19 protein-coding genes are annotated in these 25613 nt (G+C 60.6%); 7 read left to right on the top strand and 12 right to left on the bottom strand.

Going from position 1 to position 25613, the window contains the following annotated elements; genetic code table 11:
• Window positions 1-18: 18 nt before the first annotated feature.
• Together PMI07_RS08030 and PMI07_RS08025 are read right to left on the bottom strand one after the other, a co-directional pair.
• On the bottom strand, window positions 19-1986 hold the full coding sequence (locus PMI07_RS08030) for an adenylate/guanylate cyclase domain-containing protein (RefSeq protein ID WP_007750979.1): 1968 nt from the start codon (window positions 1984-1986) through the stop codon (window positions 19-21).
• Window positions 1986-5549 carry a FecR domain-containing protein gene (locus PMI07_RS08025; protein ID WP_245277112.1) on the bottom strand — a complete coding sequence of 1188 codons (3564 nt, stop codon included), beginning with the start codon at window positions 5547-5549 and terminating at the stop codon, window positions 1986-1988. The genes PMI07_RS08030 and PMI07_RS08025 overlap by 1 nt, the downstream gene beginning before the upstream one ends.
• A 202-nt stretch (window positions 5550-5751) precedes the next feature.
• Here PMI07_RS08025 and PMI07_RS08020 point away from each other — a divergent pair, with 202 nt between their 5' ends.
• Together PMI07_RS08020 and PMI07_RS08015 are read left to right on the top strand one after the other, a co-directional pair.
• Window positions 5752-6294 carry a Pycsar system effector family protein gene (locus PMI07_RS08020; protein WP_007750981.1) on the top strand — a complete coding sequence of 181 codons (543 nt, stop codon included), beginning with the start codon at window positions 5752-5754 and terminating at the stop codon, window positions 6292-6294.
• Window positions 6295-6559: 265 nt separating this feature from the next.
• Window positions 6560-7513: a formylglycine-generating enzyme family protein gene (locus PMI07_RS08015; RefSeq protein ID WP_007750982.1), complete on the top strand. Its 954-nt coding sequence runs from the start codon at window positions 6560-6562 to the stop codon at window positions 7511-7513.
• An 82-nt stretch (window positions 7514-7595) separates the two neighbouring features.
• Here PMI07_RS08015 and PMI07_RS08010 read toward each other — a convergent pair whose 3' ends face one another.
• The 6 genes from PMI07_RS08010 to PMI07_RS07985 are packed head-to-tail and all read right to left on the bottom strand — an operon-like array spanning window position 7596 to window position 16066.
• Entirely contained in the window at window positions 7596-9251 is a 1656-nt protein-coding gene (locus PMI07_RS08010) for a glycoside hydrolase family 3 protein (RefSeq protein WP_197032504.1), read from the bottom strand.
• An 18-nt stretch (window positions 9252-9269) separates the two neighbouring features.
• Window positions 9270-11030, bottom strand: a complete 1761-nt coding sequence (locus PMI07_RS08005) for a sulfatase-like hydrolase/transferase (protein WP_007750988.1) — start codon at window positions 11028-11030, stop codon at window positions 9270-9272.
• A gap of 4 nt (window positions 11031-11034) precedes the next feature.
• Window positions 11035-11847, bottom strand: coding sequence for an ATP-binding cassette domain-containing protein (locus PMI07_RS08000; protein ID WP_007750991.1), 813 nt, complete (start codon window positions 11845-11847; stop codon window positions 11035-11037).
• On the bottom strand, window positions 11844-13607 hold the full coding sequence (locus PMI07_RS07995; RefSeq protein WP_007750997.1) for a dipeptide/oligopeptide/nickel ABC transporter permease/ATP-binding protein: 1764 nt from the start codon (window positions 13605-13607) through the stop codon (window positions 11844-11846). Before PMI07_RS07995 ends, PMI07_RS08000 begins: the two co-directional genes overlap by 4 nt.
• Window positions 13607-14545: an ABC transporter permease gene (locus PMI07_RS07990; protein WP_007751002.1), complete on the bottom strand. Its 939-nt coding sequence runs from the start codon at window positions 14543-14545 to the stop codon at window positions 13607-13609. The genes PMI07_RS07995 and PMI07_RS07990 overlap by 1 nt, the downstream gene beginning before the upstream one ends.
• Before the next feature lie 12 nt (window positions 14546-14557).
• Entirely contained in the window at window positions 14558-16066 is a 1509-nt protein-coding gene (locus tag PMI07_RS07985; protein ID WP_007751005.1) for an ABC transporter substrate-binding protein, read from the bottom strand.
• A 149-nt stretch (window positions 16067-16215) separates the two neighbouring features.
• On the opposite strand from PMI07_RS07985, the gene PMI07_RS07980 reads away from it, so the two are divergent.
• The 4 genes from PMI07_RS07980 (at window position 16216) to PMI07_RS07965 (ending at window position 20383) form a co-directional block, all read left to right on the top strand.
• On the top strand, window positions 16216-17184 hold the full coding sequence (locus tag PMI07_RS07980; protein WP_007751007.1) for a LysR family transcriptional regulator: 969 nt from the start codon (window positions 16216-16218) through the stop codon (window positions 17182-17184).
• A 138-nt stretch (window positions 17185-17322) separates the two neighbouring features.
• Window positions 17323-18834 carry a sulfatase gene (locus PMI07_RS07975; protein ID WP_007751009.1) on the top strand — a complete coding sequence of 504 codons (1512 nt, stop codon included), beginning with the start codon at window positions 17323-17325 and terminating at the stop codon, window positions 18832-18834.
• Window positions 18835-19238: 404 nt separating this feature from the next.
• A complete protein-coding gene (locus tag PMI07_RS07970; protein WP_007751011.1) occupies window positions 19239-19694 on the top strand; it encodes a transposase in 456 nt (151 codons plus the stop codon).
• A gap of 95 nt (window positions 19695-19789) precedes the next feature.
• Entirely contained in the window at window positions 19790-20383 is a 594-nt protein-coding gene (locus tag PMI07_RS07965; protein WP_007751013.1) for a hypothetical protein, read from the top strand.
• Window positions 20384-20854: 471 nt separating this feature from the next.
• Here PMI07_RS07965 and PMI07_RS07960 read toward each other — a convergent pair whose 3' ends face one another.
• Window positions 20855-21334, bottom strand: coding sequence for a helix-turn-helix domain-containing protein (locus PMI07_RS07960; RefSeq protein WP_348626233.1), 480 nt, complete (start codon window positions 21332-21334; stop codon window positions 20855-20857).
• Between PMI07_RS07960 and PMI07_RS07955 the strand changes: the two genes are divergently transcribed.
• Window positions 21306-21899 carry an NAD(P)H-dependent oxidoreductase gene (locus PMI07_RS07955; RefSeq protein ID WP_007751017.1) on the top strand — a complete coding sequence of 198 codons (594 nt, stop codon included), beginning with the start codon at window positions 21306-21308 and terminating at the stop codon, window positions 21897-21899. The two genes, PMI07_RS07960 and PMI07_RS07955, sit on opposite strands and share 29 nt — an antisense overlap.
• Before the next feature lie 246 nt (window positions 21900-22145).
• Here PMI07_RS07955 and PMI07_RS07950 read toward each other — a convergent pair whose 3' ends face one another.
• The 3 genes from PMI07_RS07950 to PMI07_RS07940 all read right to left on the bottom strand — a co-directional run bounded on the left by PMI07_RS07950 (window position 22146) and on the right by PMI07_RS07940 (window position 25355).
• Window positions 22146-22496: a RidA family protein gene (locus PMI07_RS07950; protein ID WP_007751018.1), complete on the bottom strand. Its 351-nt coding sequence runs from the start codon at window positions 22494-22496 to the stop codon at window positions 22146-22148.
• Between the two features lie 84 nt (window positions 22497-22580).
• Entirely contained in the window at window positions 22581-23690 is a 1110-nt protein-coding gene (locus tag PMI07_RS07945) for an FAD-dependent oxidoreductase (protein ID WP_007751025.1), read from the bottom strand.
• Between the two features lie 60 nt (window positions 23691-23750).
• On the bottom strand, window positions 23751-25355 hold the full coding sequence (locus PMI07_RS07940) for an ABC transporter substrate-binding protein (RefSeq protein WP_007751030.1): 1605 nt from the start codon (window positions 25353-25355) through the stop codon (window positions 23751-23753).
• Between the last annotated feature and the right edge of the window lie 258 nt (window positions 25356-25613).

Here is a 25613-nt window from a genome sequence, read left to right as displayed (position 1 = left end):
CTCCACGAACCGCGGCAGTCATGTCTCGATGTGCCGCTGGAGCGCCTGCCCATGATAGGCTGAAAGTGCCGGCACATCACGGATGAGGATCGGCGCCAGCGCCTGCTGGATAGCGATGTCACCGCGGTATCGCGCCTGAAGGAATTCGTCATGCGCCTTCCGCGCCGCCTCGGAGCTTTTTCGAATAGCCGTAGAGACGGGAACCTCCTCCGTTTTGCCTTTGACGGTGATCCGGTCGAGCTCGAAGACTGCGAGAGTATCGCGCACCGCCTGCGCGGTCTGCTCCCCGAGGAGCAGCGGCACGCCGTAGGCCTTTGAAGCACCCTCGAGCCTGGCCGCCAGATTGACGGCGTCTCCAAGCGCCGAATAGTCGAAACGGCTCGTCGACCCCATGTTTCCGACCACGCATTCGCCGGTATTGATGCCGATCCCGATCGCCAGCGGATAATAAGTCCGTCCCGCTGCCTCCGCTTCTGCCTTCAGGTCGCCGTTCAGGGCCTGCATCGAATCGAGCATATCGAGGGCGGCGGCTACCGCATGAGCCGCGTGCGCCGGGTCGTCGAGCGGTGCATTCCAGAAGGCCATCAGGCAGTCGCCGATATATTTATCGATCGTGCCACCATGCGACAGTACGATATCGGACAACGGTGTCAGCAGCCGGTTGATCAGCATGGTCAGCTGCTGCGGATCATCCTTGAGCTGCTCGGCAATGGTCGTGAAGCCGCGCACGTCGCAGAAAAGGATGGAAAGCTCGCGCTTCTCGCCACCAAGTTTCAGCTTGGAGGGATCGCGCGCAAGCTGATCGACCAGCGCCGGAGCCAGATACTGGGAGAATGCCCTGGTGACCTGCCGGCGGTTCTTTCGCTCCTGGGCATAGTCGAGCGTCGCCTGCGCTGCGGCGATGCCGGCAAAGGCGAGCGCCGGCGCCATCGGTGACACGAAGACGCGACCGAAACGCAAGGTTATATAGCCGCCGACGAACAGAACGGAAATCGTCGCTGCGCCTGCCGCCACCGTGCGCCAGCCGGTACCCTTCCAGACAAGCATCGCCGCCGCCACGACGGCGATCAGCAGCAGCAATTGCTTCATCGGGCCGCTGGCTTCCGCGATGGAGTTCTTGAGCCGCAGGTTGTCGAAAATGGTCGCCTGAACCTCGGCGCCGGCAATCAGCTTGCTGGTATGCACCGTATAGGACACGGAAAAGGCATCGGCACCACCCTTTTCGATGGAAGGTGCGTTCTGCAGGCTGAGACCCACGATCACGATACGGTCCTTGAAAATACCGGGCGGCAGGAAGTTTTCGGGATCGAGTGCCTGATAGTAAGAAACCGTCGGATAGGTGCGCGGGCCGCCGAACACCTGGATGAGGCTTCCCGGCTCCGGCAATTCCGCCTCGATGCATGCAGCTGTCGCAATCATCGAGGCAAAGCTGTCCACATATTCCGGCATCTCACGCAGCACGCCGTCGCGATGCAGGCCGACGGATGCGATGCCGGTCAGCGCCAGTCTGTCGGAAAACATCTGCAGCGGCATGACGCGGATGAACTGGTCGGCCTGGTCGGAGGTCACCAGCGTCTCGTCGCCGGCAAGCACCACATCCGGCCCGAGAACAGCAGCAAGCGCCTCGTCTTCGACCGGCGCCGACGGTTCGGAAAAGATGATGTCGACGCCGATCACTTTGGCGCCGGCTGCGCGAAGCTGTGAGATCAGCTTGGCATGCAGGCTGCGCGGCCAGGGCCACTGGACATTGATCTCCGCCAGCGAAGGTTCGTCTATCGCAACAATGATCGGTCCGTCCTTGGCAAGCGGCGCGGCCCCGATGGTCGAAAGGTAGTCGAATGCGCGATAGTCGATCAGCGGCCAGCCGGGCAGACGCATGACGAGCGCCACCGCCGCGAAGAAGAATGCCGCCAGAACAACGACCTGCACGCTGCGCGAGGAGAAGAAGCGCGGCGTCGAAAAGGAGAAACCGCGCGGGCCAGCCATCAGAACCGAACTTTGAGCGTGCCCCTGAAGGACCGGCCCCAACCGGGCGTGTTACCGTTGAGCTGAATGTCCTCATCCAGGAGATTATAGGCGGCGAGTTCCAGTTCAAACAACTTGTCAAACGGCTCCCAGGTAAGGCTTGCATCGAGCGTCCAGAAATCATCAAGATCGAGGCCGGCCTCGTTGACGCGTTCCCCCACATAGTTTGCCGCGATTGTCGCCTTAACGTTGGCTTCACTCACCCATGTGAGTGCAACCTGCCCCACCCATTCGGGAACGTAAGGCAACTGCCCGCCGGCAAGTGGTGCGCTGCTTCTGTCGTCCGTATCGGAATAGGCAATTGTTGAAGACAATCCGAAGCCATGGCCAAGCAGAAGATTGGCGCTCAAGCTGGTGCGATCGATTGTTCCTCGGTCGATATCGGCTGTCGCCGCTACCAGAGGAATTGCTATGCTGGCATTGTGGACATCTTGATGCTGGAATTCTGCAGCCGTGAAAAAGTTTGGTGTCCATTCCCCGTCCCAACGCGAGGCGTATGTATCCACATAACCACCGGGATCTACCGCAACCTGATTTTGCTGCAGCCCCGCCACCCCCACGGGAGAAAGCGTCGGCGTCGCCAGGTCAAGGCTGTTACGTATAAAACCGGCTCGTAACCACTGACCTTGGAGAGGTGACCAGGCGACCCCAATGCGAGGATCCAGCCTAAACTCGCTAAAGGCATCATTTTCGATGTATGTACCGAAAAGGGCATATTCTGCCTTAAGGTCCGGGTTGGGCTCATGCAGCAAATCGATATACGCTCGGCCAACCGTGCTACGATCGGAGCTCGGAGCCGTAACCGGAGGGACAGGCGGGATTACGATTTCAAAGCTTTGGGATCGCCGGGTATCGATCCACCCACCTTCGATGCCATAACGCCACGTGAAATCTTCTGTCCCTATGCTGTGATTGATTGCAGCGATATATGCCTTCTGGCTCAGCTCGTTTGTGTTCAGCGTCGCTATGAAGGGGAGACCAAGAAAACGGAACTCCTGGTATTCTCGATTCTCGTTTTTGATTTCATTAAACAGCAGAGCAGCATTTAGGATATTTTCAAAGCCAAAGGTATGGCTCCACCCGATACCTCCGCTAGTCACTCTCGTGGAGACATCTTCATTGGTAACTGCTGTTATGCCGCCGCCGCCATCAACCTCAAAACCGCGACTGAAATCGGTGCGTCCCTGGCTGAAGTACAGTACGAAGCGATCGTAGGGGGTCGGGCTGGCGGTCAGATAACCCGTACCGCTGATCGGCTTGTTCTCCGTATCAAGATCCGTCAGCGCACCGATATCGCGACTGTCCGGCACCTTCTGCCACTGCAAGTTCCCATAGAAACTGATCGGGAATGGCAGATTGCTATACCCTTGGACCTCCCCTTCGCCGATATAATCGAGCTCACCCCCCGCCGTATTGATCCCGCCGCCGATCGAGCCCTCGAAGAACGGGCGCCGGATGATGTTGGCGGAGCGTGAGCGGCCGGAAATCACATGCGGCTCGAGCATCAGCCCTTGCAGGAAGGACGAGAACGCCTGTCCGTTCGGGGTGTTGTTGATGATATTGTCGCCGTAGAAGTAGTTGTTGACGAAGGGATTGGCGCTGCCGCGGATGCTCTGGTCGATATAAGCGGTGCCGGCGAACGGATCGAAGGCCGCGTCGCTGTAATATTCGCCCCAGGCATTCATGCCCTGAAGTCGAAACGCATCGTTCAGCGTCGATCCCGCCTGCTGGTTGGCGCCGAGCGAGGTGAAGTCGCCGCCGCGGGCTTTCGAGCGCTTGAGATATTCCTGCGCGTTGCGGATGGCGCCTTCCGAATCGTAATTGTCGATCGCGATTGCCGTGCGCAGGGCAGAAATCACCGGATCGTTGTCGTCAAGCCGTTCGGCATTTTCCGTTGCCTGCTCGGCCGGTATCCTGTCACCCTTTTCGTAATTCGCTGCGGCAAGCAGCAATTGCGCCTGCGAATAGCCGGGATTTGCCACGCTCGCCGCGAGCAGGTCGTCGACCGCCCTATCCAGCTCTCCGGTCTGCAGATAGTAGCGGCCTCGGGCGACAAGCGCGATGTCGAAGCCCGGATCGATGGCAAACGCGGTGTCTATCTCCCGCTTGGCATCCTCGATGCGGCCGATGTCGAGATAGAAGATCGCCAGGTTGGAATGGGCGAGAGGATCTTGCGGATCGAGTTCGATCGATTTCTTGAAGGCAGCCTCGGCCTCGCGGTTGGCGTTCCGCACCGAGTGGATGTTGCCGATCGCGTTCCAGGCTGTCGAACTCCCGGGCGCGACCTTGACGGCTGCTTCGAGGTCGGCGAGCGCGCCTTGATAGTCACCCTTGAAGCCTGCGCGAAAATGTGACCGGGCCTCGAGCGTTGTCGGTTCGGCGGGATCGATCGACAGCGACCGGTTGAGCGCCTCTTCCGCCTGGGCGCGATCGTTCAGCAGAACAGCAAGCCAACCGCGATAGGCCGGCAGTTCCGGGTCGTCCGGATATTGCCGTTCGGCTTCCTGCAGCACCTTGATGGCAGCCTTCAAGTCCTGCAGGAAGCCCAGCGCATAGGCGCGCAGAAATGCTCCGTCGGATCCGCCCACCTGCGGCGGCAGTGCCTCCACCCGGTTCGGGTCGGCAAGAGCGCGGGCATAGTAGCCGCCGTAAAGCGCGATGCCCCGCCGTTTGGGATCGAGTCCGCGCTGCGCCTTTTCGAACAGCTTGGCAGCTTCCGCGTAGCGGGTCTCGCTTGCGGCAAGGACCGCCTCGATCAAGGTCACGCGAGCCTGCTGGGAGGCGGAAAGCCTCTGCCCCTTGAGCGTCGCAAGCGTCTGCCGCGCCCGCTGGCGTCCCTCGAGCGAAAGCTGGGCTTCCGCAAGCGCAACCCAGTCCTCCGCATTGCGGCGCTCGGCGGGGATGGCCATGATGCGGTCGGCATTGCGGCGCATCTCGGCGACGGGCTGAGCCGAGGGCGGCATCCGCTCGAAAGCCTCACGCGGCGGCAGGAAGAACAGCATCTGCTCGCGATCGTCGGAATCGACAATGACGATCTTGCGGGGTGCCTGGCCGATCGAGGCGACGGCCCCTTCGCCTTGGCGCACCTCGACACTGCCCTGAGGATTGCTGAACTGCACGACGCCTTCGAGAACGTTGAGCGAAGTCTGGTCACCCTTGACTGTCATCGTCCAGTCGGTGCCGCGGATTGCCGCTGCCGCCGCCGGCGTTTGAACCTGCACCCCAGGCCCACCGCGTTCCGCACGAGCCCAGATGGTGCCTGATTGAAGCTCCAGCACGGTGTCGGCGTTGGTGCTCGCGGTGATCTGTTTGACGACAAGCGAGGAATTGCGGCCCAGACGGACCTGCGTCCTGTCGGAGAAGAGGATAGCCAGCTGGCCCGTGGCATTGGTGCGTAGCACGTCGCCGGTGACGAGGTCTTGCTTCAGATCGACGAACTGCCAGTTCGACACATCGATGAAGCGGACCTCTTCGCCTGCCTTGCGCGCAATGACGGCGCCTGCCGCCTGCCCTGAGCGCTGCACAGGCTCCGCCGCTGCCGGTAAGATCACCCCACCGGCAAGTATAGGTAGCGTAACGGCTGCAATATAAAATCGATTGATCGCTCCCATCATCGCCCACCACTGCTTTTAAACCTGGCAAGTGTCAAGGCCGGCGTTAGCAACGGGATTGCTTTCCGGCTAGAGTGTATTAACAGGGAAACAGTTCAGAACTGGGGAAAGCAAATTGAGCGAATTCGACAGCGCGCCGACCGAGATGCTCGAAATGCCGATGGCGTCCGGCGAGATTACCGAGGAATACTTCAACCATGTCCGCAAGATAAACGACGTCTTTTACGACCAGATCAAGATATCCGATCAGAAGGCCGCCTATATCTTTACCTTCATGCTCGCGTTTTTGATCTCTTCGAGCGAGGGGCGCGGAGTGTTCACCTTGGCGCGTTATACCGAGGGTGCCTGGGTCGCGGCCGTTGTTTCCGCTCTGCTCGCCATCGCCTCCGTTTCTTCGATTCTCTCGGCTATTTTGGTCGTGCTGCCGCGACGGGTGGAGAAATCCACCTCGCTTTTCTGGGGCACGTGGCCACAGCACAGAGCGATATTCGAGCACGCGGCGCAACGCAGCGACGTCGGTTATCTCTTCAAGGAATACCTGGACAATGCCGACGTGCTGTCCCTCATCGCCCGGCAGAAATACCGGTGCGTCTCCTATGCGTTTCGTGGGCTGGTGTTCACCGTACTTGCATACGTCCTGCTTCTTCTGCTGACCTGAGGATGGGGAAGCATGCGCACCCGATCTGACGCCAGTCTCGAGCGGCCATCTGGAAATTCCGCTTTGAACAGATCGGCCCGCAGGCCCAAAAACACGAAGGAAAAAGCTGGAACTTGACCGCGGCACCTGACTCGAAACATAACCTGAAAGGCGGGCCAATTCTCGATCGAGATATCCCGCAATGCCGGGTCAGTCCTCACTGAGATCAACAGGCTGACGGCCCGGAAGTCCGCCAAGATGATTTAGGGCATGTCAGGAAGACGCGATGAATGGGTGCTGTTCAGGATCGAGGCGGGAAACCGGGCAGGGTGCACCCGGCGCTCCGGCGGGCCCGATCTCTCGCGGCGTGCCGGGGGAAGCGATTGCCGTCAAGGGTGGCGAGACATTTGTCGGAACAGATGATCCGGTGATCTCCACCGATGGCGAGGGGCCGGAACGCAAGGTTTCGCTGCAGGATTTTCACCTCGAGATCGAGACGGTCACCATCCGCCGGTTTGCTCAGTTCGTGGAAGCGACCGGCCACGTAACGGAATCGGAGCGGTTCGGCTCTTCCGCCGTGTTCGCGCCGCTGCTCGGTGAGGCTCGCACTGCAACGGGCGGCGTCATCGAGACCCCGTGGTGGACGCGCATCGACGATGCCACGTGGCGGCAACCGGAAGGCCGCGGCAGCTTGATTGAAGGTCGGCTCGACCATCCGGTCACCCAGGTATCCTGGAACGACGCACTCGCATTCGCACAATGGGTTGGCGGCCGCCTGCCCACCGAAGCGGAGTGGGAGCATGCTGCGCGCGGAGGCAACCGCCGCCGCAGGTATCCCTGGGGCGAGGAGGAGCCGACCGACGAGGCGATCTTCTGCAATATCTGGCAGGGCCGCTTTCCCGACACCAACACGTTGCAGGACGGATATTTCGGCACCGCCCCGGTGCGCAGCTTCGCCCCCAACGAGGCGGGCTTCTACAATCTCGCCGGCAACGTCTGGGAATGGACGGCCGACCCTTTCAAGGTGCGCTCACTCTCCAAGCAGGCAAAGGCGCGCAATGAGATTGCCAGACGCTTTTCGGACAAGGTGTTGAAGGGCGGCTCGTTCCTCTGCCATAAAAGCTACTGCTACCGGTACCGGATCGCAGCGCGGATGGGCCTCTCCCCGGATAGCGCATCGAGCAATACCGGCTTCCGGGTCGCCTATGACGCCAAACCTGGCAGCCGCACTGGCCTTTGATATCGCTCTTCATCCGCGACAGCCGGGTTGAGATCTCACGTTGGGCCGAGCCGACTCCCCAGCGTCTCGCATTCCCGGCTTGTCAGAATTGCGCGTCAAACGCTCCGGCGAAGGGATCGACAGGGCTCTTCCGGTTCCATGGCCTGCGCCCCATCAGCGCCTCCACCACAGCGGCCTGCATCGCCTGGTGGGTGGAATAGGCATTGATATAGGTCGGCACCCGGGGTGCATCGTAAAGATAGTAGGGAAAGCCGAAGGAGATCATCACCGTCGGCAGGCTCGTCCACGGCCGTTTCATGGCGGCCCTGAAATCTCCATGAAGTGCGCGCCAGTCCAGAAAGATACGCCCCCGCGTCAGAAGCGTCTCCTCGCCGAACAGATAGAGGACGAGGTCGTGCCCTTCCGCATCGAGCGGCGTGCCATAGGGATGGAGGGTCACCTCGAAACCCTCGGCAGCCAGCATTTCGGGCAGCTTGAAATCCAGCCTCGCATTCGGCATCGGCTCGACGATCCCGCCGGAAACGACAAGGATGCGGCGATGTTTTTCAAGGTCGAGCGGCAGTGTCTTGTTCCTGTCCTTCACCAGCGTCGGCGCGCGAGCGAAAGCTTCATGGGCGAGCTTTTGGGCGGGAGCCGCATCGGCATGGACGGGCATCTCGACGGCGCGATGCAGGCCGAGAGACGCCTTGAGGGCCAGAACGCGCGTGACCGCGTCGTAGAAACGCTCTGCTGAAATGCGCCCGGAACGGACGGCGTCCTGTATCGCGGCGATCTCCGCCTCCGGCTTGGAGGAGAAAAGCACCATATCGCAGCCACTGGCGATGATCTCGATCTTCGCGTCCTGCGCCGGCATCACACCCAACAGGCCCGCCATCTCGCTGGCATCGGAGACGATCAGGCCGTTGAAGCCGAGCTCGCCACGCAGGAGCGCGATATTGAGGGGCGCAGAGACTGAAGCCGGCAGATAGGCTTCTTCTCCTGCGTCCGGATCGCGTTCGAGGACATAGGCGGGCAGCGCGATATGCGCCGACATCACCGACTTGACGCCCTGATCGATGGCGGCCTTGTAAAGCAGGCCGAAGGTGGCGCGCCATTCTTCCATCGATAACGGATTGATCGTGGTGACGAGATGCTGGTCGCGTTCGTCATACCCTTCGCCCGGCCAATGCTTCACGGTTGCAGCAAGACCGAGGCGCTGGAAGACGCGCATCTGTGCCAGTGCATGACGTTCGATCAGCGCCGGATCCGAGCCGTATCCCCGCGTTGCGACGATCGGGCTGCGAAAGGCAGCGTTGATATCCAGCACTGGCGTGAAGGACCAGTTGATCCCGACGGACCGGGCTTCGTGCGCCATCAGACCGGAGATCGCCTCGGTCAGCTCGACATCATCGACGGCGGCCAGCGCCAGCGGGTTGGGGACGGCCGTGCCGAAAGGCAGGCTCATGCGTGAGCCTTCGAGATCGGCGGAAACGAGGAGAGGGACTTTGGCCTTGCCCTGAATCGCTGCCATATGTTCACGTTCTCTCGTGCCATCGGCACCGAAATAGCGCGTTATACCCCCGGGTTGCAGCTCCTGCAGGCGGCCGATCTCCATCTCGCGGTCGTCCCCACGGGAATTGAGATTGAAAAGCTGGGCTGCGCGGGTGGTGTCGTCGAGGTCCTGGAAAATCCGGGTCACCCAGTCGAGGGCTTCGCGATCGAGGTTGAAGGGTGCTTTCGTCAGATGATCCAGTGTCAACGGCATCAATCCCTCCGGTCAGACCTGTGCGGCAAGAGCGCGCTCAAGCGCCTCGAGTTTTTCCTTGTCCAATTCCGGCCAGACAGTTGCCGCCTGCACCAGCGTCTTGGCGGCAAGAGGGGCGGGCAACGGTTTGTCCCCGAGACGAGGAATCGCCGAGGTCAGAATGCGGCGCGCGGTATCGTCGGCCATAAGCTTCCCAACGGGAATATTGGATACACGCGCATCTTGCGGGAAATCGCTCGCCTTTGCCACGCTGCGCTGGCCGGAAACGACCTGTGCCCATTGTCTTTCGATGAGCAGGTGCTCTTTCCCCACTGGCCCTGTCTCCGGCAGGCCCAGACGCTCGAACTGGTCGGAAGGCGCATCGGAGGCACGCATCAGTTCGACGAGCAGTTCGCCCATCCGCAATTCGACTGTATCATCCCTGAGTGGAGTTTGCTGCTCGGGATCCGTTTCGAGATCATAGAGCAGAGTCCCGTAGACCCACGGCCCCCGGATCGTCCAGCCTGGTATGCGCAGGACAGGGGCCTCCTTGGTGAATGAGAAAGGCTGCGCGAGCTGCGCCTTCGACAGTTCGTCCGCGGAGAAGCGGGCGCGCATGTGGGTCGGCATCAGCGTATATTCATGAAGCGGCGAATTGTCCTCGGTGGCGCAGCACCGCATATAAACATAACGTCCGTCGGTGACACAGACATGCCCGCCGAAGTTCCCGAATAATCCGGCCGTGCGGATCGGAGCATCGTTTCTGACGGTGTCGAGAAGCGGCTTTCCCTGCATATCAGGCGTCGGCAGAAGGCCGAAGAGGTCGAGCAGCGTCGGCGCTATGTCGATGGTCTGGACGAGCGCGGAGCGCCGTTCACCGGCAACCCTGGCTCGCGGATCCCAGACGAAAAAGGGTGTGTGGATAGTTTCGTCGTACCACGGCATGACCGATTTGCCCCACCAGCCCTTTTCGCCCAGCATGTAGCCATGGTCCGTGCAGACGATCAGCATCGTATCGTCCCACATGTTTTTCTCGTCCATCATATCGAGCAGCCGGCCGAGATTGCGGTCGCACATCGAAAGCAGCGCCAGATAACGGTACCGCGCCTGGAGGACACGCTCTTCCGGCTCGGTCACGCGGTCATAGGGCGGCCAGTCGAAATCCTCGCCGGTATCGGGATAGCGCGCGTGATATTCGGCATAGCTGAAAAACGGCTCGTGCGGATCGAAGGTTTCGATCTGCAGCATCCAGCTGTCCTGGCCGGCATTGTCTTCGATGAATTGCAGCCCCGCATCGAAGGTCCGGGTTTGCGGATGGTCGCGCTCGTCCTCGAGATAGGTCCGGTTGATTGGGTCCTGTCGCCTCATCTGGTAGATGAAGTCGTTGAGCCGGGTGCGATCCACGCCTTCGACCACACCTTTCCAGAGGTCGCCCTCCTGACCGCGAAAGAACTCGTGCGAAGAAAAGCGCGTGTGATAGGTGGCTCCGCCATCTTCCCAATAGTGCTGATGGTCGGTCACCAGATGCGTGTAGACGCCGGCGTTTCTCAGCAATTCCGGCGCGCTGTCATCGAACGGCTCGATCGGCGACCACGACCGGTGGAGAAAGTTGTACCGTCCGGTATGCATTTCGCGCCGGGCCGGCATGCAGGGCATGGAGCCGGCATAACAGCGGTCGAACGTGACAGTCCGTTGCGCCAGCCGGGCGAAATTGGGCGCATGGGCAGTCCTGTCGCCATAGGGCGGCAGAAGGCGGCGGTTGAGGCTGTCGAACATCAGGACGATGGCGCGCATGGGTCTAAGCCGTCATTTCAAGCGCGCGAAACGCGGCCCGCCGTTCGGCCTGCCTTGCGGGATCGGCAACGGGCGCGGCGAGAAGCAGACGTTTCGTGTAGTCGTGATCGGGGCGGGCCGTCACCTGGTCGCACTCGCCGAATTCGACGATCTCGCCGAAACGCATCACCGCAACACGGTGCGAGATGTGGCGCACCGCGGCCAGATCGTGGGAAACGAAGAGATAGGCGACGCCCGTCTGCTCCTGGATCTCGATGAACAGATCCATGACCCGGGCCTGGGTGGAAAGATCGAGTGCGGAGACGGGTTCATCGCAGACGATGAGACGCGGAGATAGCGCCAGCGCGCGGGCGATGGCAATACGCTGACGCTGACCGCCGGAAAATTCGCGCGGAAAGCGTTCCGCCGCGTCGCTTGGGAGGGCGACCTGATCGAGCAGCTTGCGGACCTGTTGGGACGCATCGGCGGGCGAGGCCAGCCGACGGGCGACAATCGGTTCCGTCAGAATGTCTTCGATGGTCATCGACGGGTTGAGCGAGCTGTAGGGATCCTGGAAGACCGCCTGGATAGCCGCCTGGCCTTTGCGCGCGCGGGGCGGCACTCCGGCGATATTCTCACCGTCGAACAGTATCTCGCCGGAGTTGACCGGGCCTATGCCGAGAATGGCCCGCCCGAGCGTCGTCTTGCCCGACCCGCTCTCGCCCACCAGTCCTACCGTTTCACCGGGGCGAATGGTGAGATTGACGTTCTTCAAGACATGATGGGCGCCGAAGTGAACGTTCACGTTGCGGCAATCGACAAGGACCGGATCGTTCATGCTCGCCGCTCCTCGGTCATCGGCGGCCGATATGTGCGGGTCTCTCCACCCTCGAGAACAGAACCGAGAAGCATGCGGGTGTAGTCGTGCGCCGGAGCGGCGAACAGTTCCGTCGCCGTATTGGTTTCCACGATCCTACCGTCCTTCATGACGGCCACCCGATCGCAGCTATCCGCCACGACACCGAAATTGTGGGTCACCAGCATGACCGCCATGTTGAACTCCTTCTGCAGGTCGCGGAGAAGGTCGAGAACTTCCGCCTGCACGGTTACGTCGAGTGCTGTGGTCGGCTCGTCGGCGATCAGCAGATCAGGACTGCACGCGACCGCACCGGCGATCAGGACGCGCTGGGCCATGCCGCCCGAAATCTCGTGCGGATAGGCGCGAAAGACGCGTTCCGGGTCCGGCAGCTTCACGCGGGCAAGCAGTTTCAACGCCCGCCGCGTCGCCTCCGCCCGCGAAATCCCAAGCACGGTCATCATCGGCTCGACGAGCTGAAACCCGATCCGGAACGCCGGGTCGAGATTGGCCATCGGCTCCTGGGGAACATAGGCGATGCGCCTGCCGCGAAGGCTACGGACCTCATCTTCAGAAGATTTCCCGAGATCGATACCGTCGAACTGGATGGAACCGGAAAGCACGCGCCCCCCGGGCGACAGAAGTCCGAGGATGGCAAATGCCGTCTGGCTCTTGCCTGATCCGCTTTCGCCGACAAGTCCCAGAACTTCGCCACGCTTGAGGCTGAGGCTCACGCCCTTGACGACTTCGCGCCAGCCGTCGTTCGCAGGATAGGCTACAACGAGATCCCGCACATCGAGGAGTACGTCGGGCGCGGCGCCTGGCAGCGTGTCGCTCACCGTCAGCGGCAGGACCTTCGGCATCCTCACTGGAACGCCGCCCTGCTGCATGCGGTCGCGGATGGCATTCGCAAGCAGCACCAGCGAAGCCACCGTTGCCGTGATTGCCAGTCCCGGCCAGAGGATAGCCTGCGGAGAAACATAGATGTTGGCGAAGGCATCCTGCAGCATTCCGCCCCAGGTCGGCGTGCTGGGATCGCCGAGCCCGAGGAATTCGAGACCCGACTGGACGACGATGGCAATGCCCGCGACGATGGAGGTCTGGATCACCACGGGCGCTCGTACCGAAAGCAGGATGTGCTTCGTGATGATCCTGAGATCGCTGAGGCCCGAGACCCGCGCGGCGTCGATATAAAGCTCGTTTTTGACACCGTTGACGAGATTGCGTGTGAGCCGGAAAAAGCCCGGCGACAGCATCACTCCGAAGACCGCCATCGACAGGTAGATCGAGGCACCAAGCGCCTGATAGAAGGCGAGCAATACGATCAGCGCCGGCAGTGCCATGATTCCGTCGGAGATCCAGCGGGCCACGAGGTCGAGTTTCCTGCCGTAAAAACCGGCGAAAAGTCCCGCCGTCACCCCGATGGACGCGGCGATGAAGATCGTGATCAGTGCCCCGAGGAACGTGTTGCGGCCGCCATGGAGAAGGCGGCTCCATATGTCGCGTCCCGAACCGTCGCCACCGAGGAGATAACCATCGCCGGCAGGAGCATTGACCTTGAATATCTGGACGGTTGACGGCTCGTTGGGCGCGAGCAGGGGCGCGAAGACCGCCGCCGTGATGACGATCAGCAGCGCTACCGAAGCGAGAAGGCCCGTCGGATTGGTGAGCACCGAGCGGACGAAATGGCGGCGTTGCGAGGCGGCGTGGATTGGAGCCTGGACGGTTTTGATATCGCTCATCACATCCTCACCTTCGGATTGGCCCATGCGTTGAGGATGTCGACCAGTATGTTCACCAGAACGACCACGATGATGAGGGTGACGACCACTCCCATGAGCACCGGGACGTCGCCGATCAGCGCGGCAGAAACGGTCAGGGATCCCATGCCGGGAATGGCAAACACTCGCTCAATGACGGCTGCACCGCCGAGAAGGGCAATGAACTGTACCGAAAGGACGGTCAGCGCCGCCGGCATCGCATTGCGAAGGGCATGGCGGTAGAGGACCGAACGGGGGCTGACGCCGCGGGCGCGGAGCGTACGCACATAATCTTGCCGGAGTGCATCGATAACGGCACCCCGGACCTGCTGGGAAGCCGAGGCTATTCCCGAAAGCACCAGCGCCGTTACCGGAAGGACGAGGGAAGCCGCCCATGAGGAAGGTGAGGCGCTGAACGATACATAACCGGTTGCCGGCAGCCAGCCGAGCTTGACCGAAAAGGTGAGGACGAGCAGCAGGCCAAGCCAGAAATTCGGCATGGCGAAACCCGCGATGCTGACAATCTGGATCGCCCGGTCGGCCCAGCCGCCGCGCACGGCTGCGGTGATGCCGAGCATTGCCGAGACGAGCGCCATCATCGCCACGGCTATCGTCACCATTGACAAGGTGACAGGCAGCCGGCTCGCCAGTGCCGACGTCACGCTCTCGCTCATCGTCCATGATGGACCGAGATCGCCGCGGACGGCATGGCTCACCCAGTCGCCGAACTGTACGGGCAGGGGCCGGTCGAGCCCCAACCGGCTGTTCAGTGCCTTCACCTGGTCGGCGGTCGCATTCTCACCTAGGATATTGCGGGCGACGTTCTCCGTGGCTCCAAAGACCATCATGAAGGTTAGGGCTGAGACCACGCAAAGCAGCGCGAGGCCGGAAGCGACCCGTTTCAGAAGATACCGTATCATCGGCGTCCGAACTCACTTTGCGGGCGCATAATTGCGCGGCCAAGGCACGATGTTCTGCGCCTGCATCTGGACCTTCACCTCCGCGCTGGAAATGTAGATGCTGTCGATCCGGAACCACGGCGCAAAGAAGGCATTCTCGACCATGTATCGATTGGCCGCCTGCATTGCGGCATTCTGATCCTTGCCGGGAGGCGTATATTGGGCGGTCCTGAGGAGCGCTTCCAGCTTCTCGTCCTTTGCCTTGGATGTATTCCAGGGAGAGTTCGCGAAGGCAAATTTGTTGAAGTCGGCCCAGGGCGACTGGCTGCCCAGGCGGAAGAGGAACATCGGAAATTTGCCTGACAGCAACTCCGTGATCGTGACATTGGGCGGAATTTTCACCCAGCTGACAGTGATACCAATATCCTTCAGCTGTTGCGTTATGATCGGCGTGTAGGGAGCAAGGGTGCCGATATCCGGCATCGTGACGCTGAAGCCGTTCGGATAACCTGCTTCGGCGAGCAGTGCACGGGCCGCCTTGGGGTCATATTGATAAGTGCCGTCGAGCGATGGATCGAAGGCTTCGCTCGGCGGGACGAAAGGTTGATCCGTAACCTCGCCATAGCCCCGCGCGACAAATTTCAAGATTGCCTTTTCATCGAAGGCCATATTGAGCGCGCGCCGGACGCGGACGTCGGAAAGCGCCTTCACCATCTTTCCGTCTCGGTCGGAGAGAAACAGGCCCAGCCAGTCCACGGGCAATCTCGACACGGTCAGCTTGCTGGCCTCAGCCTCGGTCACAACCTGCGCTTCGCCTGCAGCGGCATCCACTTGACCGGATTTCAGCGCGTTCATCCGCGCGCTGAGATCGTTGATCGGTGTGATCGTCATTGTTTCGAACGGAAATGCGCCAGCGTTCCAGTAGTCCGGATTGCGCTTGTAGACGTATTGCCGCCCGGTCACCGAGCGCGCGGTATCGTAGATATAAGGGCCGGAGCCGATCGGAAGCATTTTGGAGTCCGCCTTGCCGAGCGTCGCGGGGCTCGCCATCGCCCCGCCGACGGTCGCCAGATTGAAGAGCATGCCCGGATCGGGCTCCTTCAGGTGCAGCTTCAACTCGGTCGGGCTTACGATCTCGACATTCTTGATGGCGCCGGCCATCCACGTGTTTTGTCCCACGCCGTCGCGCAGGTATTCGAGATTCGCCTTCACCGCCTCCGCATTGAAAGGTGCTCCGTCGGAAAATTTTATGCCCTCACGCAGCTTGAGCGTAAGCTCCGTACCGTCCCCATTGAACTTCCAGTCCGTGGCGAGGTTCGGCATCGTCTTTCCGTCCGGAGCTGTATAGAACAGCGTGTCGAAGACCGGCATCCAGTACTGAGCGCGATGGCCGATGGAAAGCCCTGCGCGGTCGAAGGTATCGTTATCCAGAATCCCGGCGATCGCGAGCGTCTCGGGATTGTTCTCGACTTCTGCTTCGGCAACTGGCGGCATGGCCAGAAAAGCCGCCGTCAAGGCGGATAAAATCAGTTTGTTTCGCATGCTCTCCTCCCCGAGCGCCTGAATTGCCCGCTCCCCGGCAAGATAGGCTGCATGTAGCGAATATGATTCTACCAATACATTCTTGGCATTCCGAGCTCATACCAGTTGAGGCAATGCGCGAAAAATGCAATTAACAGCGCAACCGATAAATGAAGTTTATCACTGTCGTGCTGGATCAAATCACCCACCTCTTCCGTCTTCAGGCCATCGTGGAGGAAGGCAGCCTCCGTCGCGCCGCCGAGCGGCTGAACCTGACGCAGCCTGCCTTGTCTCGCTCTCTCGCCCAGCTGGAGGCGCATTTCGGACGGCAGCTTCTGGAGCGGCACGCGCGCGGGGTCCGGCCGACGCTTTTCGGTGAAAGGGTGCTATCCGAGTCTTTGCGGATGATGCGCCACTGGGAAGTCGCCGAGCAGGAACTCATGTCCGATAGGGCAATCGGCAAGGCTTATCTGCGGATCGGGGCCGGGCCGATGTGGCGTCCGGCGATCCTGCCGGAGCTGCTCGTCAACATGCAGCGACGGTTCCCCAAGATCGTGTTCGAACTGAGAAACAGCCGTTACGCGGCCTCGTTGACCGATCTCCTGGAGGGGCGCCTCGACATGCTGTTCACGGGAATGACGATCGATGATCCGCAGGATTTTCGTCTCGTCGCGCTCCCCCTGACAAGGGTGATCAACAATGTCATGGCGCGCGAGGATCATCCGATCTTCGCCACACTCGATGCGGCCGGAACCGTTCCACCAGAGCGCCTGCTGGATTACCCGTGGCTCGTCTATTCGGAGCTTCCAATCTATCAGGCAACGACCCAGCATGGTCTTTTCGAGCGGCTGGGACGGGAGCCCGATATCCGGTTGAGCTGCGAGAGCCTGAATTCGACATTGTCGATTCTTCAGCGGAGCGATTGCCTCTGCCTGCTGCCCGATGCGGCCGTCCTTGCCACCTCCTGTCCGCGTGTCGTTCCGGTGCCGGTCAACCTCAACTACCGGCACACGCGGACGGGGGTGATCTATCGCGATGAGCTCAGCGATTGGGCTCCTGTGCGCGAACTGGTTGCGCTCTGCAAGGAGCGGTTCCATCCCGAGAATTCACCGGAGGCCGGGCAAAGCGATCGACAGTGATCAGTTTTCAGCATCGCTTGCTTCCAAAATTGCATTATTTCGGCATGGCCTGACGCTGTATTCCTCCCCCAGGCGGTCAGAGGTTCGAGGGTTACGACCCATGGGTATTCCTGGCGCACACATGCGAGGGAGGAATAATTGCGACCCAACATCATTTTCATCATGTCGGATGACCACGCGGCGCGGGCAATCTCGGCCTATGGCGCAGGTCTCAACCACACGCCCAATCTCGACCGCCTGGCGAAGGAAGGCGTGAGACATGATGCGACCTACGTGACGAACTCGATCTGTACGCCATCGAGGGCCGCGATCCTCACCGGCACGCACAATCACGTCAACGGTGTCACCACGCTTGTGACGCACATGAACAACCGTATACCCAATGTGGCCAAGCTTTTAAAAGCGGCGGGCTACCGCACCGGCATCTTCGGCAAGTGGCACCTCGGCGAAGGGCCTCTCCACGAGCCGAAGGGTTTCGATGACTGGGCCGTCGTTCCGGGGCAGGGTGACTATTGGGACCCGGCCTTCATCGACCGTAATGGTCGGCGCCGAATTCCAGGCTATGTCACCGACATCATCACCGACAAATCGATAGATTTCATCGGACAGGGCGATGGTCGGCCCTTCTTTCTCATGTGCCACCACAAGGCGCCTCATCGCAATTTCGTCCCGGATCCCAAACACAATCATCTCTGGGCCGAGGAAGATCTTCCGCTACCATCGACCTTCAACGATGATTATTCCGGCAGGGCGGCGGCGGCGGCCGCTGCACGCATGCGAGTTCGTTCGGACCTCAATTGGGAAGATCTCGGCCTCGTGCAACCGGAAGGGCCGGCCGCCGTCGCGGGAGAGTTGATGCTCGATCAGATCCCGTATCGCCGCGTGCCGGACCTCAAGGATGGCGACAGCATCACGGTGGTATGTGCATCGACCGGCCGGAATTACACCTTCACCGACCCGCAGGCTTTCGCAGAATTCAAATACCAGCGCTATATGAAGCGTTATCTCAGGACGGTCCAATCGATCGACGACAATGTGGGTCGCCTGCTCGACCATCTCGACAAAAAAGGCTTGACTGAAAACACGTTGGTAATCTACACGTCCGACCAGGGCTTCTTCCTTGGCGAGCATGGCTGGTTCGACAAACGTTTCATGTATGAGGAAAGTCTGCAGATGCCGTTCCTGGCGCGTTACCCGGCGGCGATCCCGGCGGGCACTACCTGCGGCGACCTAGCGTGCAATGTCGATTTTGCGCCGACCTTCCTGGATTATGCAGGGGTGCAGACGCCTTCCTTCATGCAGGGGCGATCGATGCGACCCCTGTTGGAGAAACGGACTCCGGCCGACTGGCAGCAATTGGTGTATCATCGCTATTGGATGCACAATGATGCGATCCACGGCGCCTGGGCGCATTACGGCGTGCGCGACCCCCGGTATAAGCTCATCTACTGGTACAATGACGATCTTGGGCAGCCAGGAGCACGACCCAACAGTGTCCCGCCGGAGTGGGAGTTATTCGACTGCGTGGAGGATCCGCATGAGCTGAGGAATGTGGCGGATGACGCGGCCTATGCTGCAATTTTCCGCGAAATGCGCGCCAAGCTTGACGCCAAGATGTCCGAAATCGGCGACATTCCCGAACACGCGTGAGATGATGAATGAGCCCAATTTTCGGAATAATCGTTATCGCCAACCGACTCGCTTTCAGCAGCAGGGTGGATTTCCATCGGGCTGCTGATGGCAGCGTTGCCACGTGCCGGGCTGTTTGTCGCCGGAAGGGTGCTTAAACAAATTGTAGGCCGGCGGTTCGCACGCGGTGTGTTATCGGACTTTTTCATTGGTTCGCAGCCGCGATCCAGAAACGCCCCTTGCTGACGCGGAACGTCGGCCGTTATCGGTCCTATTTCCCGGCGGTTCAGTTGATTGCGCCGGATTCGTAATTTGGCCGAGCCACAAGATTCGCGGAACGCGTTCAAGCCTTGATGCCGCGGGCATCAACATTGACTATTTGCTCAAGCTAGCAGACAAAGCGATAATCCAGACGAGGGCGATCAATGGCTGACGAAGAGATTCAGGCACCACCGGGCGTGACTGCAATGGTTGAGGCTACACCCAACCCACCTGCTGCTCAGAAAACGGGTTTGCGGACGAAGGCGACGACAGGGGCGAAGGTCCGTACGAGTTTGCCCAGATCAGTCAAGGCGAGCAGCCGCGGACACAGTGGCCAGGACAAGCTGAAAAAGATCGGCCAGATTGAAACTCAGCTCGCTGCTGGCGCAACGTTGAAAGATGCCGTCAAGAGCGTTGGCATCTCCGACCAGACCTATTATCAATGGAAGAAGGCGGCCGCCCAGCCGAACGCAGAAACTGCGCCTGTGCCCACTTCGATAGACGATGAATTTGCCGAATTCATCCAGCTAGAGGATGAGAACCGGCGGCTGAGAAAACAGCTCTCCGACAAGCTTCGCGCCGAGAACGCCGAGTTGCGTAAAAGGCTTGGGCTGAACTAGCGGCTTCTGGCAATGCGACCGGCGGCTGAGGCGTTTCGCTCTGCCGCTATCATTCACAGGTCTGGTACCATCCAATTTGAAGAGCTTATGACATCATGAGAATACCGCGACGCAATTTCGTCGTCGAATACAAGACGAATAGGCGGCAGACGAAAGTGCAATCAGCATCGATCTGGGGCAATGTGGATCTCAAGGCCGTGGCGCGCGACCTTGAGTCGGAGTCCGATTTGCCGAAAGCCGACGCCCGTCTTTTCGATTTCTTGGAGCAACCCGTCGTCGGTGAGCCTGAGGCGCCGACGCTGGATGTTCAGCCTGTCGCCAGGCATCCGGACAATCCCATTGCAACACCCTCTCCGAAAGACAGCGACACCGAAGCGGCGACTGTTGCGGTGCCGGAGGCCCCTCGCGCCGATGCGGCGCCTGAGCAGGAGCCCCTTGTCTCAGCGCTAGGACCGAGTTCGAAATCTCAAGCGAGGCGGCGGGCGAGCACTCGAATTCATAAAGGCGAGATGCCGACGCGTCCCGCGACGCCTGACGATCATCTGGACACTCGCGAACGAACCGGCTCCGAAGAGGAACTGTTCGCTCTTGAGGCTGAAAACCGCCACCTCAAACGCCTGATGGAGGAAAAACTCCGAGCGGAAAACGATCTGCTGAGGTCGATGCTGTTGCGATTTGACGCTCAGTAGCGTTCAGCGGCTAAAGGCAGCCCTATGCCAGGCTTCGGGCGGCCAAGATAGGTAGCTGAAGGAGGGCGACCCTCCGCCTGGCGATTTGCCGATCTCGATGGCGAACCTCGAAAGGCCAGTAATATACTGATCCACAGGCGCCGCTCCGGCGAAGGCTTACCGTTAGCCGCGTTTCGACGGCCTCCCCTCAAAACACCCGTGTGAGGCGGTGAAAGAACGGAGCTCGAAACCATTCATTTTCTGAGGTTTCCTAACGCAGGCGAGCATCGAAACGATCACGCAAATAGTCGCCGAGCAAGCTGATGGATAAGATGGCGAGCACGATCATCAGGCCCGTTCGGTAGAATGGGACGAAGATAGATGCGGAAGGACCCGCGATCCCTCCAAAAGGGGTCGCTTCCCATCAAGACCAAATGGATAGTTGCAAAAGGGCACCCACAACATCGCCCAAACCGGATTTGATACGCTGGGTTACCGCGTTGCTCGCCGAGTTGCATAAGCGGCGCGGGCCGCGTCAATTCGGGCTGAATTTGCATGGGTCCATTTTGCGAGCGCTTGGACCGGCTCCCAAAAATCGCGGCCGAGGTCAGTCAGAGCATACTCCACCTGTGGAGGTGTCAAGGGAGTGACTGTCCGTGTCACAAAACCATTCTCCTCCAGGTCGCGTAGGGTAGATGCCAGCATTTTCTGACTGATCTCACCGATCTCGCGCTTCAGCGCGTTGAAGCGAAGAGGGCCGCCACCTAAAATTCGCACCACCAGAAGTGTCCACTTGTCACTGATACGAGCCAGCATTCGGCTGATGGGTTCGCAAGCCGTGGTATCCCGCTGGTTACCTGGTTTCCGAAAAGTGCTTTCTTGTTGAGACATTCGATCCTCGTATAGATGGTTACGAACAGAAACCAGCATACAAGAGGATACCATGGTTCCGAAGCCAAAAATCGCCGTCATCATAGGCTCTACCCGCCCCACTCGCTTCGCCGACAAGCCGGCACAATGGATGTTGAAGCAGGCGCAGGCGCGCGACGACATCGAGGTTGAACTGATCGATCTGCGCGACCATCCGCTGCCGTTCTTCGACGAGATGGCATCGAACCTGTGGATGCCGAGCCAAAATCCCGCAGCTGTACGTTGGCAGGAGACCGTCGGTCGCTTCGACGGCTACATTTTCGTGGTAGCGGAATATAATCATTCGATCAGCGGCGTGCTCAAGAACGCTCTCGATCAGGCTTACAAGGAATGGAACCGGAAGCCCTTTACCGCCATCGGTTACGGCGGCACGGGCGCGTCGCGCGCCGTCGAACACCTGCGCGGGATAGGGGTCGAGTTGCAGATGGTATCGACCCACGCCGCCGTTCACATCGGTGGCGGAGATTTCATGGCCGTTTTCCCCAGGGGCGGCAACAAGCCGATCGAGGAGATCGAGGCAAATCTGCTGCCTTCGGCCAATACGGCGCTCGATGAACTGGTCTGGTGGGCAAAGGCCACAATGGTCGCTAAAGCAGCCGAGGTCTGATCCCTGACTATTGGTCTGGATGGTGGAAGTGCGACAATCAAAAGTTCGCACTTCCGGTCAGCAGTGCCACGTCGTTCGCTCTGTGCGAGAGTGGCAATGTCATCGCTGGTTTGAGCCATCCCGGCCTGTCGTGTACTTCTCCTGCGTCGCATAACGATCGTCGATCTGGTTCGGCTTGTCCGTCATATCCGTTTTCCAGTCCGTCAAAGCAGTCGGGCGAGCCTCAGCCCGCCCGTCTTGGCCACCTTATTTCCTGGCGGCAATCAGGACGATCTCGATCAGCCGCTTCGGGTCGCCGAGGTCGGCCACGCCGATCGTCGCGCGGGAAGGCAGGTCGTCGCCATCGATCCATTCGAGCCAGGCTTCGTTCATCGCTTCCTTGCCGGACATGTCGGAGAGGTAGATACGGGCCGAGAGGATATGGTGCTTGTCGGAGCCGCACTCGGCCAGCACTTCGTCGAGCTTGGCGCAGGTCTGCTGGGTCTGTTCCTTCATGCCGACCGAGATGTCGCCGGCGGCGTGGCCGCCGAGATAGAGCACGCCGTTGTGTTCGACGGCGCCGTGCATGATGCGGTGCTTGCGGTGACGTTTGATCATCGTGGTATTCCTTTGACAATGGGGGAGTTAGCCCGCCGCGTTGTCGCGGCAGGTCGGTGGTGATGATTGGAAGGGCTCTGGTTCTTAGCCGCGGCCCTCGGGAGCGTAGCGATCGAGCGGAATATCCGTCGCCTGTCCGGTCACGACCTTGGCAAGCTGCGCACCTGCGAACGGGCCGATCGTCAGGCCGCCGGCGCCGAGACCGTTGCCGAGCGTCAGGTTTGCGATACCGGGGACACGGCCGAGGATCGGGTTCATCGTCTCGCCGGCGGGGCGGAAGCCGATGCGGGTTTCGATCAGCGTCGCATTGGCAAGGCCCGGCGCGATCCTGAGGCCGGCGCCGAGAACCTCGTATTCACCGGCTGCAGTGACGCGGTAGTCGAAACCGGAATTGTTCTCGCGGGTCGCGCCGATCACCACGCGGGAATCGTCGAAGGCGAGCATGTAGTGGCTGCTCATTGGCAGGAGGACCGGCCATTTGGCGGTTGCGACACCGGGCAGGCGCAGGTGGATGATTTGCCCCTTCTGCGGCACGACCGGATGGGTGAGGCCGAGCGGGCGCAGGATCTGCGATGCCCAGGCACCGGCGGTGACGATGATCTCGTCCGCCTCGATCACCGCGCCGTTGCTGTCGAGGCAGCGGGTGCGGTCGCCATCGAGTTTCAGCGTCACGTAATCGCTGCGGAATTTTGCGCCCATGGCGACGGCGGCGCGCACCATTGCGGCAGAGAGCAAGCGGGCATCGACACGGGCAGCGCCCGGAATGTGGATCGCGTCGAGATCGTCGCGAAGCGGCGGGAAGAGGGTGCGCGCCTCGGCCGGCGTCAGGTGGCGAACCTCGCCGGCTTCCGGGGCATCCTTGACGCGGCGGGCGACGCGTTCTGCCGCAGCGTCGAATTCCACGCGGTCTTCGGCAACCACCAGCGCGCCGACCTTTCCGTATCCGAGATTGGTCTCGCCCTTCGCCTGCAGACCGGCGATAAGGCTGTCGTAGAAGCGGGCACCGGCGGCATACATGCCATACCAGTCCGGCTCGTCGGCCTTGGTGGCCCAGGGGCAGACGATGCCCGCACCTGCCATGGTCGCCTTGCCCTGATGGGCTTCGTCGACGATTTCGACTTCTACGCCCTCGCGGGCAAGATGATAGGCGGTGCTGGCGCCGAGAATGCCGGCACCGATGATCAAAACACGCATTTCTTTTTCCTGCATTTCAATCGAGGAACGCCGGCTGTATGAGCCGCCGGCGCCGAAAGCTTATTCCACGGTCACGCCGGAAAGGCGGCTGGTGCCGAAGATTGCCGGGGAATATCCTTTGACGTTCTTGGCAACCGCGGTGATCGTATCGGCGCCGCCGAGGACCACGGCCGGAACTTCCGCATGGAATTCTTCCTGCGCTTTTTTATAGATCTCGATGCGCTTGGCCTGATCGGTGATCGTGCCGGCATCGTTCATCAGCGCGTTGAATTCCTTGTCGCACCAGGCGCCGATATTGGACGGGCTCGGCTTTCCGGCGGAATCGCAGGTAAAATAGTTGTTCGGGATCTGGCTCGGATCCGGGAAGTCGTAAATGCCGCCGAACATGCCGACCTGCGCTTCGCCATTGCGGGCGCGAGTGATGTACTCGCCCCATTCATAGGAGACGACCTCGGCCTTGACGCCAATCTTCGACCAGTCTTCCTGGATGATCTCGGCGGCGCGGCGGCCGTTTGGCATGTAGGGACGCGAGACGGGGACGGCCCAGAGTTGGGTCGACAGGCCGTTCGGGAATCCGGCTTCGGCGAGCAACTTCCTTGCCAGTTGCGGGTCGTAGCTGTAGGCGCCGACATCCTTGTCGTAACCCCAGAGCGAGGGCGGAATGATGGCGCCGGTCACCGTGCCCATGCCGTCATAGACGAGATCGACCAGCGGCTTGATGTTGATCGCATGCGCGAGCGCCTCGCGGACGCGCCTGTCCTTGAACTTGTCGTCCTTGAAATTGAACGTGATGAAGCCGACGGAGGCAACCGGCGTCTGGACGAGATTGAGGTTCGGGCTCTTCTCGATCATCTGGCGGTCGGCAAGGTTGGGGTAAAGCGCGATCTGGCATTCGCCGGCAAGAGCCCGTTGCAGCCGGACGGATGCGTCGGCGCTGATCGCCATGACAACGCCATCAACCATCGGCGTGCGGGCAGGGTTCTTGATTGCCGCACCCCAGGTGTCCTTGAAGGGAATGAGGCGAACGACGGCATCCTGCTGATAGGCCTGGAGCTGGAACGGGCCGGTGCCGATCGGTTCACGGTCGATCAGCTCCGGCTTCCCGGCCTTGGAGAGCGCGTCGGCATATTCGCCCGAAGTGATTGCCAGGGACTGGTGAGCCATGATGCCGATGAAGGGTGCGAGTGGACTCTTCAGCGTGAAGGCGACGGTATAGTCGTCGATCTTCTTGATCCCCTCCAGCGCGTCGGCGAGTTTTGTGTTGAAGGTGATGAAGCTGCCACCGTTGACCTTGGCGTAGGGGTGATCCTTCCTCATCATCCGCTCGAAGGTGAACATCACGTCATCGGCATTGAATTCGCGGGTCGGGGTGAACAGGCTGTTGGACTGCCACTTCACGCCGTGGCGCAGCTTGAAAGTGTAGGTCCTGGCGTCGGCGGAGACGGCCCAGCTTTCAGCGAGCGCAGGCTCGATCTCCGAAGAGCCGGGCTTTACCGAGATGAGGCCGTCATAGATCTGGCCGAGCACGTAGGACGTGGTGCCGTTGCTGGTGAGTTGTGGGTTGAAGACTTCGGGCGACCCTTCGATGCAGACCGAAAGCATCGCGGCATTGACGGGTGCTGCCGCCATCAGGCCGAGGATGGACAGGCCGATGATTTTCTTCATGTGTCTTCGTTCCCTTCATTGATTATGGCCACTTGCCGCAGCCTTCGTATGGTCAAGCTTCAGCCGGTCTCGATGGAGACCGTCCGCCGGACAGATCTGCCCCGTAGAGAATTTTCATGATGCCGGATGGCGGCGCTTTTTCTGGCCCGCTTCGCGGGGTCAGGTGGTGCAACCGGTATCGCTTGCGTGATAAAGCCCGTTGCCAATATGATTGTCAAATAGCTTGTTCTCCCATCATTATAACCAAAACTCATGTTG

The sequence above is a fragment of the Rhizobium sp. CF080 genome, from assembly GCF_000282095.2.
Classification (GTDB): Bacteria; Pseudomonadota; Alphaproteobacteria; order Rhizobiales; family Rhizobiaceae; genus Neorhizobium.
The sequence above is the reverse complement of the archived record's forward strand: the minus strand, read 5'-3'. Positions and strand labels throughout refer to the sequence as shown.

Excerpts from the sequence above, each read along its gene's own strand:
- PMI07_RS08030 (WP_007750979.1), bottom strand. The coding sequence starts at position 1,986 with ATGGCTGGCCCGCGCGGTTTCTCCTTTTCGACGCCGCGCTTCTTCTCC.
- PMI07_RS08015 (WP_007750982.1), top strand. The coding sequence starts at position 6,560 with ATGAATGGGTGCTGTTCAGGATCGAGGCGGGAAACCGGGCAGGGTGCA.
- PMI07_RS08005 (WP_007750988.1), bottom strand. The coding sequence starts at position 11,030 with ATGCGCGCCATCGTCCTGATGTTCGACAGCCTCAACCGCCGCCTTCTG.
- PMI07_RS08000 (WP_007750991.1), bottom strand. The coding sequence starts at position 11,847 with ATGAACGATCCGGTCCTTGTCGATTGCCGCAACGTGAACGTTCACTTC.
- PMI07_RS07995 (WP_007750997.1), bottom strand. The coding sequence starts at position 13,607 with ATGAGCGATATCAAAACCGTCCAGGCTCCAATCCACGCCGCCTCGCAA.
- PMI07_RS07990 (WP_007751002.1), bottom strand. The coding sequence starts at position 14,545 with ATGATACGGTATCTTCTGAAACGGGTCGCTTCCGGCCTCGCGCTGCTT.
- PMI07_RS07985 (WP_007751005.1), bottom strand. The coding sequence starts at position 16,066 with ATGCGAAACAAACTGATTTTATCCGCCTTGACGGCGGCTTTTCTGGCC.
- PMI07_RS07980 (WP_007751007.1), top strand. The coding sequence starts at position 16,216 with ATGAAGTTTATCACTGTCGTGCTGGATCAAATCACCCACCTCTTCCGT.
- PMI07_RS07970 (WP_007751011.1), top strand. The coding sequence starts at position 19,239 with ATGGCTGACGAAGAGATTCAGGCACCACCGGGCGTGACTGCAATGGTT.
- PMI07_RS07965 (WP_007751013.1), top strand. The coding sequence starts at position 19,790 with ATGAGAATACCGCGACGCAATTTCGTCGTCGAATACAAGACGAATAGG.
- PMI07_RS07955 (WP_007751017.1), top strand. The coding sequence starts at position 21,306 with ATGGTTCCGAAGCCAAAAATCGCCGTCATCATAGGCTCTACCCGCCCC.
- PMI07_RS07960 (WP_348626233.1), bottom strand. The coding sequence starts at position 21,334 with ATGACGGCGATTTTTGGCTTCGGAACCATGGTATCCTCTTGTATGCTG.
- PMI07_RS07950 (WP_007751018.1), bottom strand. The coding sequence starts at position 22,496 with ATGATCAAACGTCACCGCAAGCACCGCATCATGCACGGCGCCGTCGAA.
- PMI07_RS07945 (WP_007751025.1), bottom strand. The coding sequence starts at position 23,690 with ATGCGTGTTTTGATCATCGGTGCCGGCATTCTCGGCGCCAGCACCGCC.
- PMI07_RS07940 (WP_007751030.1), bottom strand. The coding sequence starts at position 25,355 with ATGAAGAAAATCATCGGCCTGTCCATCCTCGGCCTGATGGCGGCAGCA.